Origin of the sequence: Streptomyces sp. N35 (assembly GCF_016464295.1) — a bacterium.
Taxonomy (GTDB): domain Bacteria; phylum Actinomycetota; class Actinomycetes; order Streptomycetales; family Streptomycetaceae; genus Streptomyces.
Genome location: NZ_JAEIMH010000024.1, coordinates 83,726 through 98,006, shown reverse-complemented (window position 1 = coordinate 98,006; position 14,281 = coordinate 83,726). Strand labels below are relative to the sequence as shown.

The window sequence follows — 14,281 nt, the reverse complement described above, 5'->3', positions numbered from 1 at the left end:
AAAGGGGCCCCCGGACCGCCGCGGGGGGTGTGGGGCACCCGCCGAAGCGCCCGCCCCACCCCCCCGTCGGGTGAGCTCTGAGTCAGTGACCCTCTTCGCGGCGCCGCTGCCAGCGCTGCTCGATGCGGTCCATCATCGACCGCCGCTGCCGGCCCTGACGCCGCGTGGTCGGGGGAGCTGTCCCACCCTGACCGGCCACCGCACCAGGGGCTTGCTCGCCCGGCTTGGGCGCCTTGCGCCAACCGGTTACCGCGAGCACCGCACAGCCGAGCATGACGAGGAATCCCACCACGCTGATCCAGATCTGCTGCGCGACCATTCCTGCCATGAGGAGCGCGATTCCCACAAGAAAGCCGGCGACCGCTTGGTAGACCCGCTTCCGGGTGTACGTACGCAGCCCGCTTCCCTCAAGCGCTGTCGCGAACTTGGGATCTTCGGCGTACAGCGCTCGCTCCATCTGCTCGAGCATGCGCTGCTCGTGCTCTGAGAGCGGCACGGAGTCCCTCCTCATCGTGCAGTCGCCGGGGCGACCGGGGGTCCCCTTCAGGATAGGCAGGGAATCGCCCCCGTGAAACCCGCCCCTCTACGCCAATTCGCCATTCCGGCCCGTCATGGCACCCGAAGCTGAGGCGTTCATTCCCCAGCGGTACGGCCGTCATGCCGGTCGGTGTCCCTCGATCATACGGGTCACGGGCCCTGATCGGGGGGCCTGTGGCCTACTCCATCTGCGGTTGCGCCCCTGATCAGGAGGACTGCGCCGGATGCGGCGCTTCCGCTCACTGCTCCTGTTCCGCCGGGTACCGGAGTTCCGGCCACCACGACCGTTTTTCACCCCTGAGAACAGGCAGCCCGGGAACTCCGTCCCCGACCCGGTTCCCCAGTACCCCGAGACCGCGGTCCCAGGCCCGGTTCAGCCCTTCTCGCCCAGGATGTGCAGCTGGGTGGCGACCGCATGGAAGGCCGGCTGCTCGGCGGCCGCGGCCTCCAGCTTGATGAGGGCGTCCAGGGCGCCGGGCTCGGTGTCCACCAGGACGCCCGGCACCAGGTCGGCGAAGACCCGCACGCCGTGCACCGAGCCGACCCGCAGACCGCCCTCCTCGACGAGGCCGGTGAGCTGCTCGGCACTGAAGCGGCGCGGCACGGGGTCTCCCTCGCCCCAGCGCCCTGCCGGGTCGGTCAGGGCGTGCCGGGCCTCCGTGAAGTGCCCTGCGAGGGCGCGGGCGAGCACGGCGCCGCCGAGCCCGGCGGCCAGCAGGCTGAGGACACCGGTCTCGCGCAGCGCGCCCGCCACGTTCCGTACGCCTTCGGCCGGGTCGTCCACGTACTCGAGGACGCCATGGCAGAGCACCGCGTCGTACGTGCCGGGCTCGACCACGTCGAAGAGTCCGTGCGCATCTCCCTGCACCCCGCTCACCCGCTCCGCGACCCCGGCCTCGGCGGCCCGTCGCTCCAGGGCGAACAGCGCGTTGGGGCTCGGGTCCACCACGGTGACGCGATGGCCGAGCGCGGCGACGGGCACGGCGAACTTGCCGCTGCCGCCGCCGGTGTCGAGCACGTCGAGCGACTCCCGCCCGGTCGCCTTCACCTGCCGGTCGAGGGCCTCTTTCAGTACCTCCCAGACCACGGCTGTACGGAGGGAGGCACGGGAAGGGGAGGGGCCGGTGCGCAGCTCTGTCGGTTGAGGGTGGTGGCGGGCGACGGACGGGCGCATCGGGTCCGACACGGTTACTCCTCGGCGTGGCTCCGCCTGGCGAGGCGGGGGTGGGGACGGTTCGTCCCCACCCTATTGCCTGTGCGCCACCGCTCCCGAGCCCCGGCACTCACCCCGCGTCGGGCTGTTCCGGCCGCGGCTGCGGCAGGACCGGCTGGAGCACCAGCATCCGCTCGACCAGACGCAGGAACATCGCGACATCGCGCAGCAGATCATCGGCGTCCCGGGTGCCGGCCGCGCCCTGGATGCCCGCGTCCGCGCGGGCCCGCTTGGTGGCGCCGGAGGCGAACAGGGCGCTCCACTCGGCGAGTTCGGGTGCTATCTCGGGGAGCACTTCCCAAGCGCTGCGGATCTTGGCCCGCTTGCGTGCGCTGGTCTCGGGCCTCCCCCGCGCGGCGAGCACGGCGGCGGCGGTGCGCAGGGCCGCGAGGTGGGCGGCGGAGTAGCGCTCGTTGGGCGTCTCGAGGCGGGCCGCCTCGTCGAGTCCGCTGCGGGCCTGGGCGAGCAGATCGAGGGCGGCGGGCGGGGCCGAGGCCCGGCGCAGGACCGGGTGGACGTCGCTCGCGGGACCGTTCAGTGAGGGGGCAGGGCCGGAGGCGCGGCGCCGGCGTGCGGCGGCTGCGTAGGAACTGGCCATGACGAACCTCCTGTCGTCGTTTGATACGGCACTGGCGAAAAAGCTGCCGTATGACCCCCATCGTGAAGTACGCCACTGACAATCGGCCCTGACCTGCACTTATCGCTCGATCAAGGGTTCGGATAAGGGAGTTGAGGGAGGGTGGCGTAGGAGCGGCGGATCAGCGTCGTGTACGTTTTTGCACTGACCAGTCAGTTCAAAAACAGGGGGCCGTAGGTGCTCGCGGTGCAGGGGTTCGGGGTGAGAGGCCCCCGAGGGTGGGCCTTTCGCGAGGTGGAGTTCACGGCGGAGCCAGGGACCCTGGTCGCAGTGGAAGGGCCGTCCGGTGCGGGGCGGACCTCCCTGCTGCTGGCATTGACGGGACGTATGCGCGCGACGGAGGGCAGCGCCGAGGTCGGCTCGCTGCGGCTGCCCCGGCAGGCCGCGGCCGTACGGCGGATCAGCGCACTGGCGCATGTCCCGGGCGTCACCGACCTCGATCCGGCCCTCACCGTCGCCGAGCATCTGCGGGAACGAGCCCTGCTGCAACGGCGGTTCGGCACATCGCTGCGCTCGCTCCTGAGCCCGCGTGCCGAGCGCGCGGCCGCGTCCGCGCTGCTGCGCGAGAGCGCCCTCACCGCCGCCGGACTCGCCCCGGAGACCCTCGTCAAAGGCTCGCGCACCGCCGTGCGGGACCTGGAGCGCATCGAAGCGCTGCGCCTGTCCGTGGCCCTCGCGCTGATCGGACGGCCGCGGCTGCTCGCGGTGGACGACCTCGATCTGAAGCTCTCGGATGCTGAACTGGCCGCCGCCTGGCGGATGTTGACGGCGATCACCGAGGCCGGGACGACCGTCGTGGCCGTGGGGCAGGGGGCTCCTGACGCGGCACAGAAGGTCCGGCTGGGGACCACGGACGAAATGTCGGGGACCACGGACGAGAAGTCGGGGACCACGGACGAGAAGGGGGCAGCCGATGCGCTCGCCGAAACTGGCCGCTCTTGAGCTCAAGCGCTTCGGCCGGGGCCGCCTCCCCCGTGCCGCGCTCGTGTCGCTGCTGCTGCTTCCGCTGCTTTACGGGGCGCTCTACCTGTGGTCGTTCTGGGACCCGTACGGCCGCCTGGACAGGATCCCGGTCGCGCTCGTCAACGACGACAAGGGAGCGAGCGCCGACGGCAGGAAGATCGCGGCGGGCGACGGGATAGCCGAGGGGCTGCGGGACAGCAGCACCTTCGACTGGCACGAGGTGGACGCGGCGCAGGCGCGCGCGGGCATCGAGGACGGTACGTACTACCTGTCGCTGACCGTGCCCGAGGACTTCAGCCGGCGGATCGCGTCCAGCGCGGGGGACTCCCCCGAGACCGGCGCGCTCCAGGTCCGTACGAACGACGCCAACAACTACATCGTGGGGCAGCTCTCGCGGACGGTGTTCTCCGAGGTGCGGGCGGCCGCCTCCAGCAAGGCGTCACGGACATTCCTGGACAAGATCTTCGTGTCGTTCTCGGACATCCACGGCAAGACCGAGGAGGCCGCCGACGGCGCCGGGCGGCTCGAGGAGGGTGCGGGCAAGGCCAAGGACGGGGCGAAGCAGCTCGCGGACGGCCTGGGCGACGCCAAGTCAGGGAGCGGTGAACTGGCGCGCGGGATCGAGAAGTTGGACAAGGGCGCCGGCGACCTGGAGACCGGCGCGGGCCAGGTGGCCGAGGGGACGCAGACGCTCGCGGACAAGGTGAACGGCGCCGCCGACAAGGTCGGCCCCTTCCTGCGCGAGAACGGCGAGAGCATCGGTGACACGGCCCGCCTGGTCGCCGACTCCGCCAAGGCGATCCGCGGCCATCTGGACACGCTCGTGGAGAAGGCTCCGCTCGCCGCTTCCGGCGCGGAGAAGGCTTCCGGAGCGCTGGACTCCGTGTACGAGGCGCGCTGCGAGGACGCGCTCCTCAAGGACCCGAACTGTCCGCAGCTCAAGCAGGCCAAGGACGCGGGCGACGACGTCGAGCGGATCGCCGCGGACGTGAACACCGTCGTCCAGGACTACGCCGGGGACACCGACCGGCTCGACGACCACCTGGCCGCCCTGGAGAAGCAGGCGAACTCGCTGGCCGACCGCGCCCCGCACCTCGGCGACGACCTCGACGCGGCCGTGAAGAAGATCAACCAGCTGAACCGGGGCGCCCAGGCCGTCGCCAAGGGTGCGGGCACGCTGCACACCGGGCTCAGCGGCGCCAAGTCCGGCTCGTCCGACCTCGATACGGGCATGGGCCGGCTCAAGGACGGCGCGAAGGACCTGAACGGCGGGCTCTTCAAGCTGGTCGACGGGTCCGGCGACCTGGCCGGCGGCCTGCGCGACGGCGCCGAACAGATACCGGACTACGACAAGCGCGACCGTGACGCCCGTACGGAGGTCATGGCCGACCCCGTACAGCTGGCCGCCAAGTCCCTGCACCAGGCGCCCAATTACGGCACCGGATTCGCGCCGTACTTCATCCCGCTGTCCCTGTGGGTCGGTGCGATGGTCGCGTACATGGTGATCGCGCCGCTCAACCGGCGGGCGCTCGCCACCGGCGCCTCCGCCTGGCGGATCGCCCTGGCCGGCTGGCTGCCGGTGGCGGCGATCGGCGCCCTGCAGACCACGGCACTGATCTCCGTACTGCACTGGGCACTCGGCCTGGAGATGACGCACGCGGCGGGCACCGTCGGCTTCCTGCTCCTGGTCACCGGGTGCTTCGCGGCGATCGTGCAGTGGCTCAACGCGCGCTTCGGCGCCGCGGGCCGCATCCTCGTCCTCGCCTTCCTGATGCTCCAGCTGACCTCGGCCGGCGGCACCTATCCCGTCCAGACGAGCCCGTCCTTCTTCGGCGCGATCCATCCCTTCCTGCCGATGTCGTACGTGGTGGAGGCGCTGCGGCGGCTGATCACGGGCGGCGGGCTCGGGCCCGTATGGCAGGGGTGCGTGGTGCTCGTGGCGTTCACCGTGGGCGCGCTGGCGCTGACGGCGCTCTCCGCCCGCAAACGCCAGGTATGGACCCTGGACCGGCTGCATCCCGAGCTGACTCTGTGAGAGGGGCGGGCCGGGGCCTGTGAGAATCGACGGCATGCAGAAGGCAGCAGGGGCCGGCGGCTCCAAGGCGGGCGGCGGACGGCGGACGGCCACCAAGGCGAAGTTGTACGAGGCGGCCGTGACGCTCATCGCGGAACAGGGGTTCTCGGCGACCACGGTGGACGAGATCGCCGAGCGCGCGGGAGTCGCCAAGGGCACGGTCTACTACAACTTCGCCAGCAAGGCCGAGCTCTTCGAGGAGCTCCTGCGCTACGGGGTGGGGCTGCTCACCGAGTCGCTGCAGCGGGCGGTGGACGACACGGCCCGCAGCGGCGGCACGAAGGTCGCCGCACTGGACGCGATGATCCGTTCCGGCCTCGACTTCATCGCCACGTATCCGTCCTTCACCCAGCTCTATGTGGCCGAGCTGTACCGCACCGGCCGGGCCTGGCAGTCCACGCTGCTCGTCGTACGGCAGCAGGCGGTCGCCGTGGTCGAGGGGGTGCTGCGCGAGGGAGTGGCGGCCGGTGAGCTGAGCGAGGAAATCGACATCCCGCTGACCGCCGCGGCCCTGGTGGGGATGGTGCTCGTGGCGGCGCTCGACTGGCAGGCGTTCCAGCCGGAGCGGTCGATCGACGACGTGCACGCGGCGCTGTCGCGGCTGCTGCAGGGGCGCGTGGCGGGCACGCGGGGCTGAGCTCGGGGCTGAGTTTGTAGCGTGAGCTCGGGGCTGAGTTTGTGGCGTGAGCTCGGGGCTGCGTTTATAGCGTGAGCGATGAGTTCGGGCGCGGGATGCGGTCTGCCCTGCAGTGACACGAATCAGCGCTGACATCTCGGTCTGCCTCGACGGCGACGCACCTGCCCCGCGACGTTGTGCGGTGCTCCGATGACCACCATCGACGTCAACGGGACCACCCTGGGCATCGAGTCGTTCGGTGCCGACGACGCGCCCCTCGTCCTGCTCGCGGGCGGGACGACGATGCTCTCCTGGCCGGACGCGCTGTGCGAACGTCTCGCCGCCGGCGGACGCCACGTGGTGCGCTACGACCTGCGCGACAGCGGCGAGTCGACCACGGCGGATCCGCAGGCACCCGCCTACACCCTGCGCGACCTCGCCGCCGATGCGGCGGCCCTGGCCGGCGCGCTCGGCGACGGGCCCGCGCACCTCGCGGGGTCCGGCGTCGGCGGGATGGTCGCGCAGGTGGCCGTACTCGACCATCCCAGCGCGTTCTCGGCACTCACCCTCGCCGGCACCCGCGCGGTGGCGCCGGGGCCGGCCGATGACGACCTGCCCGACCATGACCAGGCGGCCATGGGACGGCTGTTCGCGCGTCCGATGCCCGACTGGGCCGACCGCGAGGCGGTGGCGGAGTTCGCCGCCGAGGGCGCGAAGGTCCTCGGTGACGACCCCGTCGCCGCGTACGAGAGTGCCGCGCGCGTCTGGGACCGCACGCCCGGCACCACGCCTGAGGTCCAGATGGCCAACCAGCTGGGCATGGTGTTCTCCCGGCTCGACTGCACACCCCGCTGGCGCGAGCGGCTGCCCGGGATCGGGATCCCGACGCTCGTCGTGCACGGCCGCCGCAACCGGTTCTTCCCCGTCGGCAACGGTGAGGCGATCGCACGCGAGATCCCGGGGGCGCGGCTGCTCGTCCTGGCAGAAGCCGCCACCGCGATCCCCGAGGCGGCGGTCGGCGAGGTCGCCGAGGCGATGCTCGGGCTCGGGTAGAGGCGCTTCCCCGAAGCCCTCTCCCCGAAGCGCTTCCCGGTGCCCTTTCCCGAAGCGCTTCCGGAGCCGGAAACGACACTGGTCCGGCGCGGCTCGATCGTTCTCACGAGCCTCACCGGACCAGTGCTTCCCCCGATCCCCCGTGGTCCGCCCCGCTCCCCGGTGTCCCCTCCGGGCCGGGACGACCCCCGTTCCGCAAGGGGAGCCGCGCCGTTCCGCCGCCCCGTGTCGGCGGTGCCGGCGCCGCGCCCCTTCCGTGACCCTCACTCTTTCGTTCCTGCAGGTAGGAGCCCATCCGCGCTCGTACTCATCTCACTCACTAGGTACGGATACTCAGGCATACGCACTCATCCCCAGGCCGACCCGTTGCCGACTGGTTACGATCGCGTCCGTGTCCGTACTCCCCCTGGTGTTCACCAGCGGCTGGGCCAGCGGTATCAACGCGTACGCGGTGGTGCTCCTGCTCGGCGTCTTCGGCGTGACCGGCGTGAGCGACGAGGTGCCTCCCGCTCTGGAGCGCACCGACGTGCTCTGCGTGGCGGGCTTCCTCTTCCTGTGCGAAGCGGTGGCCGACAAGATCCCTTACGTCGACTCCCTCTGGGACACGGTGCACACCGTGATCCGGCCGGTGTCCGGAGCCGTGGTCGGGGCGCTGCTCGCCGGGCAGAGCGGTTCGCTCTCGGATCTCGCGGCCGGTGCGGTCGGCGGTTCGACCGCGCTGGCCAGCCATTTCGTGAAGGCCGGGACACGGATGGCGATCAACACGTCGCCGGAGCCGTTCAGCAATGTGGCCATGAGCACGGCCGAGGATCTCGGCGTGGGCGGCATCGTCACGTTCGCGATGTTCTACCCGGAGGCGGCGGCGGTCATCGCGGCCGTCCTGCTGATCCTCGGTCTGGCTTTGGTGCTGTTCCTGGCCCATCGCATCCGGCGGTTCATGCGCAGACGGGCGCAGAGGCGTGAGGAGAAGCGCTTGGCTCGCGAGGTGAGCGGAGGACCACCGGGCTGACGCACCGCAGTGAGCGGCGACGGGACCGAGCGGGTCGGGGCGGAGCCCCCGGAAAGCCCGCACGGACCCGGCCGGTACCCTCCCCGCATGGCACACATCGTGGTGATCGGCGCGGGTATGGGGGCGATGGCAGCCGCCGCACGGCTGGCCGTCGCGGGCCACCGCGTCACCGTGTTCGAGCGCGCGGAGACGTACGGCGGGGCCGTGCGGCGCTTCGAGCGTGACGGGTTCGGCTTCGACACGGGACCGGGGCTGCTCCCGCTGCCCGCCGTCTACCGCGACCTGTTCATCAAGACCGGCAAGCAGCCCCTGGAGGACTGCGTCGACCTTGTCCAGGTCGACCCCGCCGTCCGGCACCTCTTCGCCGACGGCACCGACCTCTGCGTACCCAACGCCTCCCGTGCCGGCACCGTCGACGCCATCGAGGCGGCACTCGGCACCACAACCGGCGAGCGCTGGGCCCAGTTCCTGAACCGGGCCCGCGAGGCCTGGGACCGCGCCCGCCGCCCGCTGCTCGAGGAGCCGCTGTGGGAGGACTGGCGGGTGCTCGGCGAGCGGGACCCGTATCCCGCCGTCCGCAGAAGCGGCCTCCTCCGCAAGCGGCCGCCCACCTTCGCCGAGGCGATGCGGCACGAGCTGGCCGACCCCCGGCTCATCGCCCTCGTCGAGAGCTCCATCCTCGCGTACGGGCTCGATCCGCGCACCGCACCCGCGAGCGCCGCCGTGCTGCCGTACATGGAGCAGGCCTTCGGGACCTGGTACGTACGCGGCGGCATCCGCGAGCTCGCGACTGCCGTGTACGAGCGGTGCCTGCAGCGGAAGGTGGAGTTCACGTTCGGTGCCGAGGTCGTCGGCATCGTCGAGAAGGACGGGCGCGCGGCCGGGGTCGAGCTCGCGGACGGCAGCGTGCGCGAAGCCGAGTTCGTGGTCGCCGGCGTCGACCCCGAGGCGCTCACCGGCCAGTCCCTGCACGACCCGCGGCAGGACGCCGTGCTCGACACGGCACGAGCGCGTCCCGGCCGTTTCACCGTGCTGCTGGCCCTCAGCGGCGCGCGGGAAGGCGACGCCGTACATCGCACCGTCGTCCACACCCCCGACCGCAAGGCCGAACTCGCCGCCCTGGCAGGCGAGTTCGGGCCCGGGGTACGTCCGACAGTGACCGTACTGAGGCCCGGCGATCCCGCTCTGGTGCCCGACGCCGAGCACGAATCGGTGGTCCTGACCGCCGTCGCGCACAAGGTCGCCGACGCCGAGGAGTTCGCCGACCGGATGATCACCGTCGCGGAGCAGGCCGTCCCCGGACTGCGCGACCGCCTGCTGTGGCGCGAGATCCGGACCCACGGCCCGGTCCCCCACCCCTCACTGGCCGGCGCCGGCGCCCGCTACCTCCACCCGTCGAACACGACCCGTCTGCCCGGCCTCTACCGGGCCGGCGGCTGGGCCCACCCCGGTGGCGGACTGCCGCATGCCGGGATGTCCGGCGCCCTGGTCGCGGGCCTGATCGTCGAAGGGCCGGACTTCCGGGGCTCGCAGTGAGCTTGCCGGGGGCGACGAATAGGAGCCCCCGGAAACCCCGGGTTACCTGAACCTGTGCGGAGAGCGGGACGCTCTGCCCTCGGTGCGCCGGAACTCAGTAGCGGTACGGCTGCTGCTCGTTGTACCCGGTGTCGTACCCCTCCGGGTTGTACGGCGGATACGCCGGCTGCTCGGGCGGCAGGCCCCCGGCGAGCGTCTCGTCACCGTTGCGCTGCTGCGGCACCCACACACCGCCGGGCGGGGTGCTGTCGCCGTAACCGCCCTGCTGGTACTGGGCGTACTGCCCGGTGTCATAGCCCTGCTGCCCGCCGCCGTACGTGTCGTACTGGCCGGTGTCGTAGGACTGTGTGCCGATGTACGGGTCCGAGTAGGCCGCGTAGCTCTGCTGGCCCTGCTGGTCGTACCCGTAATTCTGCTGGTCGTAGCCGTTGTTGTACGCGTCATAGCCGTACGGGGACGAGTCGGCCGAGCCGGCCGCGGCCGCCGCGGCAGCGGGCTGCTGCGGGTACGCATGGGACCCGGTGTCGTAGATGCCGTAGCTGCCGGTGTCGTCGGGCAGCGGCTCGGGCGCGTAGACGGAGGCCGGCTGCGGGGCATAACCGTCGTTGCCGTAACCCTGGTCGCGGTCGTCGTAGCCGGAGTCCCGGCCGTCGCGGCCCTCACTGCCGTCCTCGCGGTACTCCGCCTCGTACTCCAGGTCCGAGACCTCGAGCGTCGGGTCCTGCTCCACCACGCCCCTGCGGCGGCGGCTCTCCCCCGGGTTGCCGCCGATCGCCCAGCCCGTGGAGAAGCCGCGGCGGAACGAGAGGGTCACATACGTCTGACCGATGGCGAACGCGATGGCGCCCGCCCCGATCACGTACACCGAGGGAATCAGCACACCGAGCACGACGCCGAGGAATCCGCCGAAGGCGAGCAGGCGCCAGCGCAGCCGCGCCTTGTACTGCAGCAGCACTTCACCGAGCAGCCACAGCGCGACCAGTCCGAACGCGATGTAGAGGACCGTCCAGCCCATGTACGCCCCTCTCCTACGGCCCGCCGCGTAGGGGTGTGCGGCTGTGCCGGTTCAGGCCTGCGGGTGGTGCAGGCCCAGATTTTCGTAGATTTCCAGGGTCGCCGTGGAGTTGTTGAGCGTGATGAAGTGCAAACCGGGCACTCCCTCGGCAAGGAGCCGAGCACAGAACTCCGTCGCGAACTCGATGCCAATGGAGCGTACAGCCGCGGCGTCCTCTTTGGATGTGAGGATCCGCTCTTTCAGTCCGGCGGGAATCTCGGCGTTGCTGAGCTGCGGCAGGCGCTCGAGCATCCGCACGCTCGTCACCGGCATGATCTCCGGGATGATCGGCGTCTCGCAGCCGGCCGCTTCGACGCGGTCGCGCAGGCGCAGATATTCCTCGGGGTGGAAGAACATCTGGGTGATCGCATAGTCGGCGCCCGCACGGCATTTGTCCACGAAGTGCCGTACGTCCGCATCCCAGTCGGGCGAGCGCGGATGCATGGCGGGGAAGGCCGCGACGCCGACGCAGAAGTCGCCGGACTCCTTGATGAGCCGCACCAGTTCGGACGCGTAGGTCAGACCCCGCGGGTGCTTGACCCACTCGGCCATCGGGTCGCCGGGCGGGTCACCGCGGACCGCGAGGATGTTCCTGATCCCGGCGTCGGCGTACTGGCCGATGATGTTGCGCAGTTCGGCCACCGAGTGGTCCACGGCGGTCAGATGCGCGACCGGCGTGAGCGTGGTGTCCGCGACGATCTGCTGGGTCTCCGTGACCGTGCCCGCGCGGGTCGAACCGCCGGCGCCGTAGGTGACGGAGACGAAGTCGGGGGCGACCGCCTCGACCCGGCGCAGCGAAGTCCACAGATTCCGCTGACCCTTCTCGGTCTTGGGCGCGGAGAACTCGAAGGAGTACGTGGTCTTGCCGGTCGCGAGCATCTCGCGCACCGTGCGCGCGCGATCCATCCTGGTGGAAGCGGTACCGAGGGCCATAGGCGCAGGGTAGTCACCACGGCTCCGCGCCCCAACCGCGAGCGGCTGTTATGCCAGGAATGCCGGTTTTCCGTCCACCCATCGGACAGTTGTCATACGAAAGCGCCGACGCTATGCCGTACGCAGGCGCTTGGCGAACTCGGCGGCCGCGGCGGCCGGATCGTCGGCCTCGGTGATCGCGCGGACGACGACGACCCGGCTCGCGCCCGCCTCGAGCACCTCGTCCAGGTTGCCCAGGTCGATCCCGCCGATGGCGAACCAGGGGCGGTCCGCGGCGAGTTCGGCGGTGTGGCGCACCAGGTCGAGGCCGGGCGCGTGACGGCCGGGCTTGGTGGGGGTGGGCCAGCAGGGGCCGGTGCAGAAGTAGTCGGCGCCGGGCTGCTCCGCGGCGGCGGACGCCTCGGACGCGGCGTGCGTGGAGCGGCCGATGAGGACGTCCTCGCCGAGGATCGCGCGGGCCGCGGGGACCGGCAGGTCGCCCTGGCCGAGAGGGAGGACGCGGGCGCGGGCGGCGGGGGCGATGCGGGCGCGGTCGTCCAGGGCGAGCAGCTTGCCGTGCCGGCGGCAGGCGTCCGCGAAGACGGCGAGGTGCTCGAGCTCCTCGGCGGCCTCCATGCCCTTGTCGCGCAGCTGCACGATGTCGACCCCGCTGCCGAGCACGGCGTCGAGGAACTCGGGGAGATCGCCCTGACGCTTGCGGGCGTCGGTGCAGAGGTAGAGCCGGGCATCGGCGAGCTGTTCGCGCGGCGTCCCCGTCGTTCCTGCGGTGGCGTTCATGAGATCCCCCCTGTTTCGCGGCGCACGGGCCCCGGACCGGGGTGCCTCGCGGCGGTCCCGGTCCCGGGGCCCGTATGCCTGTTGCTTGTTACGGCGGCCGTGTGCGCGTCACTGGCCGGCGAGCGCGGCTGTCAGACGGCGAGCGCTGGGCTCGGCGCCTGTCAGACGGCGAGCGCCTGGGCTCGGCGCTTCACCTCCGTGCCGCGATTCTCGCTCAGGGCCTGCGCGGGGGTGCCGGGCAGGGTGTCGTCCGGCGTGAAGAGCCACTCCAGCATCTCCTCGTCGGAGAAACCGTCGTCCCGCAACAGGGTCACGAGCCCGGGCAGGCCCTTGACGATCTTCCATCCGTCTTCGGCATTGCCGTCGATGAAGGCGGCGGGCACGTACAGCGCGTTGTTCTCACCGCGGCGTACGGCGACCAGCCGGCCTTCCTTCACATGCTGTCGCACACGCGTCACCTCGACGCCGAACATTTCGGCGATTTCGGGGAGGTTCAGCCACGCAGGGACGAGAGCTTCGATCTTTGCGTCAATCTCGGTCACGGAACAAGGGTGCCATGATTTGGGGCGCGTGTGACTGTTCGGTATCCCGGACGGATGGCTTTTGCGCCCTCGCGGGCGGGCTGCTCCGCCGAGGGACTACTTCACCACCGCGCTCTTGAGCGGCACCGAGGCATCCGCCGCCCTGTCCGCGTCCAGGACCGCCCCCGCCTCGATCAGCTTCCGCCCCTGCGCCAGGTCGCGCGGCCGGCCCACCGCCAGGACCGCGACCAGGACCCCGCCCCGCAGCCAGCAGACCGACCACGCCGGGGTCGCCGGGTCGCCCCGCCACACCAGCCGGTCCGCCGACCCATGGTGGCCCGCGTACTGGACGAAGCGGCCGAACTGCTCGGACCAGAAGTACGGGACCGGGTCGTAGACCGCCGGCTGCGTACCGATCACGTTGGAGGCCACCGCACGCGGGCCCTGAAGGGCGTTGTCCCAGTGGTGGACCAGGAGGCGGGCCCCGTAGCGCGCCGACGGGAACGAGGCGCAGTCACCGACCGCGTACACATCCGGGGCGGAGGTGCGCAGCGAGGCGTCCGCGACGACCGCCCCGTCCGGGCCGAGCTCGATGCCCGAGCCCGCCAGCCAGGACGTGGCCGGGCGGGCGCCGATCCCGACGACCACCGCACCGGCCGGCACCCGGGTGCCGTCGGACAGCAGGACGGCCCCCTCCTCGATCGCCTGGACGCGGGCGCCGGTGCGCAGCACGGCGCCCGACTCCGCGTACCAAGCCGTCATCGGCGCCGCGACCTCGGCCGGCAGCGCCCCGGCCAGCGGGCGGTCCGCGGCCTCGACCACCGTGACCGCACAGCCCGCGTCCCGGGCCGCCGTGGCGAACTCCGCGCCGATCCAGCCGGCGCCCACCACCACGATGTCGTGCTGTTCGGCGAGCACGGGGCGCAGCCGCTGCGCGTCGTCGAGCGTGCGCAGCAGGTGCACGCCGGGGATGCCCGAAGCGCCCGGCAGGTGCAGCGGTTCCGCTCCCGTGGCCAGGACCAGGACGTCGTACGGCACGGGCCCCTGCGCGGTGTCGAGTTCATGCGCCTCGACGCGCAGCCCCGTGACCTCGCGGCCCAACCGGAGCTCCACACCGAGGGATTCGAAGTCCACCTCGAAGGCCGAGCCCTCGGCCTTGCCGAGCAGCACCGCCTTGGACAGCGGCGGCCGGTCGTACGGCTGGTGCGGTTCGGCGCCGATCAGGGTGACCGGCCCGTCGAAGCCCTGTTCCCGCAGGGCCACCGCCGTCTGCACACCGGCCATCCCGGCCCCGACGATTACCACGCGACGCTGCCCCACAGGTACCTCCCGCTGCTCGCTCATCCGCTCACCCTAAA

General features: G+C 71.7%; 14 protein-coding genes. 6 read left to right on the top strand and 8 right to left on the bottom strand.

All coding sequences use genetic code 11. The annotated features are described in order from the left end of the window. Positions 1-82 precede the first annotated feature (82 nt). The 3 genes from JAO81_RS15790 to JAO81_RS15780 form a co-directional block, all read right to left on the bottom strand. On the bottom strand, positions 83-496 hold the full coding sequence (locus JAO81_RS15790) for a DUF3040 domain-containing protein (RefSeq protein ID WP_199548484.1): 414 nt from the start codon (positions 494-496) through the stop codon (positions 83-85). A 414-nt stretch (positions 497-910) separates the two neighbouring features. Then, positions 911-1,723 (bottom strand): methyltransferase, encoded by an 813-nt coding sequence (locus JAO81_RS15785; protein ID WP_199548483.1) that lies wholly within the window; start codon positions 1,721-1,723, stop codon positions 911-913. A gap of 97 nt (positions 1,724-1,820) precedes the next feature. Then, positions 1,821-2,348 (bottom strand): SAV_6107 family HEPN domain-containing protein, encoded by a 528-nt coding sequence (locus JAO81_RS15780; protein WP_165335253.1) that lies wholly within the window; start codon positions 2,346-2,348, stop codon positions 1,821-1,823. 216 nt (positions 2,349-2,564) lie between these two features. Here JAO81_RS15780 and JAO81_RS15775 point away from each other — a divergent pair, with 216 nt between their 5' ends. The 6 genes from JAO81_RS15775 to JAO81_RS15750 all read left to right on the top strand — a co-directional run bounded on the left by JAO81_RS15775 (position 2,565) and on the right by JAO81_RS15750 (position 9,638). Then, positions 2,565-3,329 (top strand): ATP-binding cassette domain-containing protein, encoded by a 765-nt coding sequence (locus tag JAO81_RS15775; RefSeq protein WP_199548482.1) that lies wholly within the window; start codon positions 2,565-2,567, stop codon positions 3,327-3,329. Continuing rightward, positions 3,301-5,385, top strand: coding sequence for a YhgE/Pip domain-containing protein (locus JAO81_RS15770; RefSeq protein ID WP_199548481.1), 2,085 nt, complete (start codon positions 3,301-3,303; stop codon positions 5,383-5,385). The genes JAO81_RS15775 and JAO81_RS15770 overlap by 29 nt, the downstream gene beginning before the upstream one ends. 34 nt (positions 5,386-5,419) lie before the next feature. After that, a complete protein-coding gene (locus JAO81_RS15765; RefSeq protein ID WP_199548480.1) occupies positions 5,420-6,061 on the top strand; it encodes a TetR/AcrR family transcriptional regulator in 642 nt (213 codons plus the stop codon). 189 nt (positions 6,062-6,250) lie between these two features. After that, positions 6,251-7,093: an alpha/beta fold hydrolase gene (locus JAO81_RS15760; RefSeq protein WP_199548479.1), complete on the top strand. Its 843-nt coding sequence runs from the start codon at positions 6,251-6,253 to the stop codon at positions 7,091-7,093. Between the two features lie 391 nt (positions 7,094-7,484). Next, a complete protein-coding gene (locus tag JAO81_RS15755) occupies positions 7,485-8,102 on the top strand; it encodes a DUF4126 domain-containing protein (protein ID WP_199548478.1) in 618 nt (205 codons plus the stop codon). A gap of 87 nt (positions 8,103-8,189) precedes the next feature. Then, entirely contained in the window at positions 8,190-9,638 is a 1,449-nt protein-coding gene (locus JAO81_RS15750) for an NAD(P)/FAD-dependent oxidoreductase (protein WP_199548477.1), read from the top strand. A 94-nt stretch (positions 9,639-9,732) separates the two neighbouring features. On the opposite strand, the gene JAO81_RS15745 is transcribed toward JAO81_RS15750, so the two are convergent. The 5 genes from JAO81_RS15745 to JAO81_RS15725 all read right to left on the bottom strand — a co-directional run bounded on the left by JAO81_RS15745 (position 9,733) and on the right by JAO81_RS15725 (position 14,267). Then, entirely contained in the window at positions 9,733-10,653 is a 921-nt protein-coding gene (locus JAO81_RS15745) for a hypothetical protein (RefSeq protein WP_199548476.1), read from the bottom strand. Between the two features lie 51 nt (positions 10,654-10,704). Then, positions 10,705-11,625, bottom strand: coding sequence for a methylenetetrahydrofolate reductase [NAD(P)H] (gene metF / locus JAO81_RS15740; RefSeq protein WP_199548475.1), 921 nt, complete (start codon positions 11,623-11,625; stop codon positions 10,705-10,707). A 111-nt stretch (positions 11,626-11,736) separates the two neighbouring features. Next, positions 11,737-12,402: a thiamine phosphate synthase gene (gene thiE / locus JAO81_RS15735; protein ID WP_199548474.1), complete on the bottom strand. Its 666-nt coding sequence runs from the start codon at positions 12,400-12,402 to the stop codon at positions 11,737-11,739. Between the two features lie 161 nt (positions 12,403-12,563). Further along, positions 12,564-12,944: an Rv2175c family DNA-binding protein gene (locus JAO81_RS15730; RefSeq protein WP_199548473.1), complete on the bottom strand. Its 381-nt coding sequence runs from the start codon at positions 12,942-12,944 to the stop codon at positions 12,564-12,566. Positions 12,945-13,040: 96 nt separating this feature from the next. Continuing rightward, the gene (locus tag JAO81_RS15725) at positions 13,041-14,267 is read right to left on the bottom strand and encodes an NAD(P)/FAD-dependent oxidoreductase (protein WP_199548472.1); all 1,227 of its coding nucleotides are present in this window, start codon (positions 14,265-14,267) and stop codon (positions 13,041-13,043) included. Between the last annotated feature and the right edge of the window lie 14 nt (positions 14,268-14,281).

Bases quoted from the DNA above. Each gene is read 5' to 3' on its own strand.
- JAO81_RS15780 (WP_165335253.1), bottom strand. From the start codon at position 2,348: ATGGCCAGTTCCTACGCAGCCGCCGCACGCCGGCGCCGCGCCTCCGGC.
- JAO81_RS15765 (WP_199548480.1), top strand. From the start codon at position 5,420: ATGCAGAAGGCAGCAGGGGCCGGCGGCTCCAAGGCGGGCGGCGGACGG.
- JAO81_RS15770 (WP_199548481.1), top strand. From the start codon at position 3,301: ATGCGCTCGCCGAAACTGGCCGCTCTTGAGCTCAAGCGCTTCGGCCGG.
- JAO81_RS15750 (WP_199548477.1), top strand. From the start codon at position 8,190: ATGGCACACATCGTGGTGATCGGCGCGGGTATGGGGGCGATGGCAGCC.
- JAO81_RS15760 (WP_199548479.1), top strand. From the start codon at position 6,251: ATGACCACCATCGACGTCAACGGGACCACCCTGGGCATCGAGTCGTTC.
- metF (WP_199548475.1), bottom strand. From the start codon at position 11,625: ATGGCCCTCGGTACCGCTTCCACCAGGATGGATCGCGCGCGCACGGTG.
- JAO81_RS15725 (WP_199548472.1), bottom strand. From the start codon at position 14,267: ATGAGCGAGCAGCGGGAGGTACCTGTGGGGCAGCGTCGCGTGGTAATC.
- thiE (WP_199548474.1), bottom strand. From the start codon at position 12,402: ATGAACGCCACCGCAGGAACGACGGGGACGCCGCGCGAACAGCTCGCC.
- JAO81_RS15745 (WP_199548476.1), bottom strand. From the start codon at position 10,653: ATGGGCTGGACGGTCCTCTACATCGCGTTCGGACTGGTCGCGCTGTGG.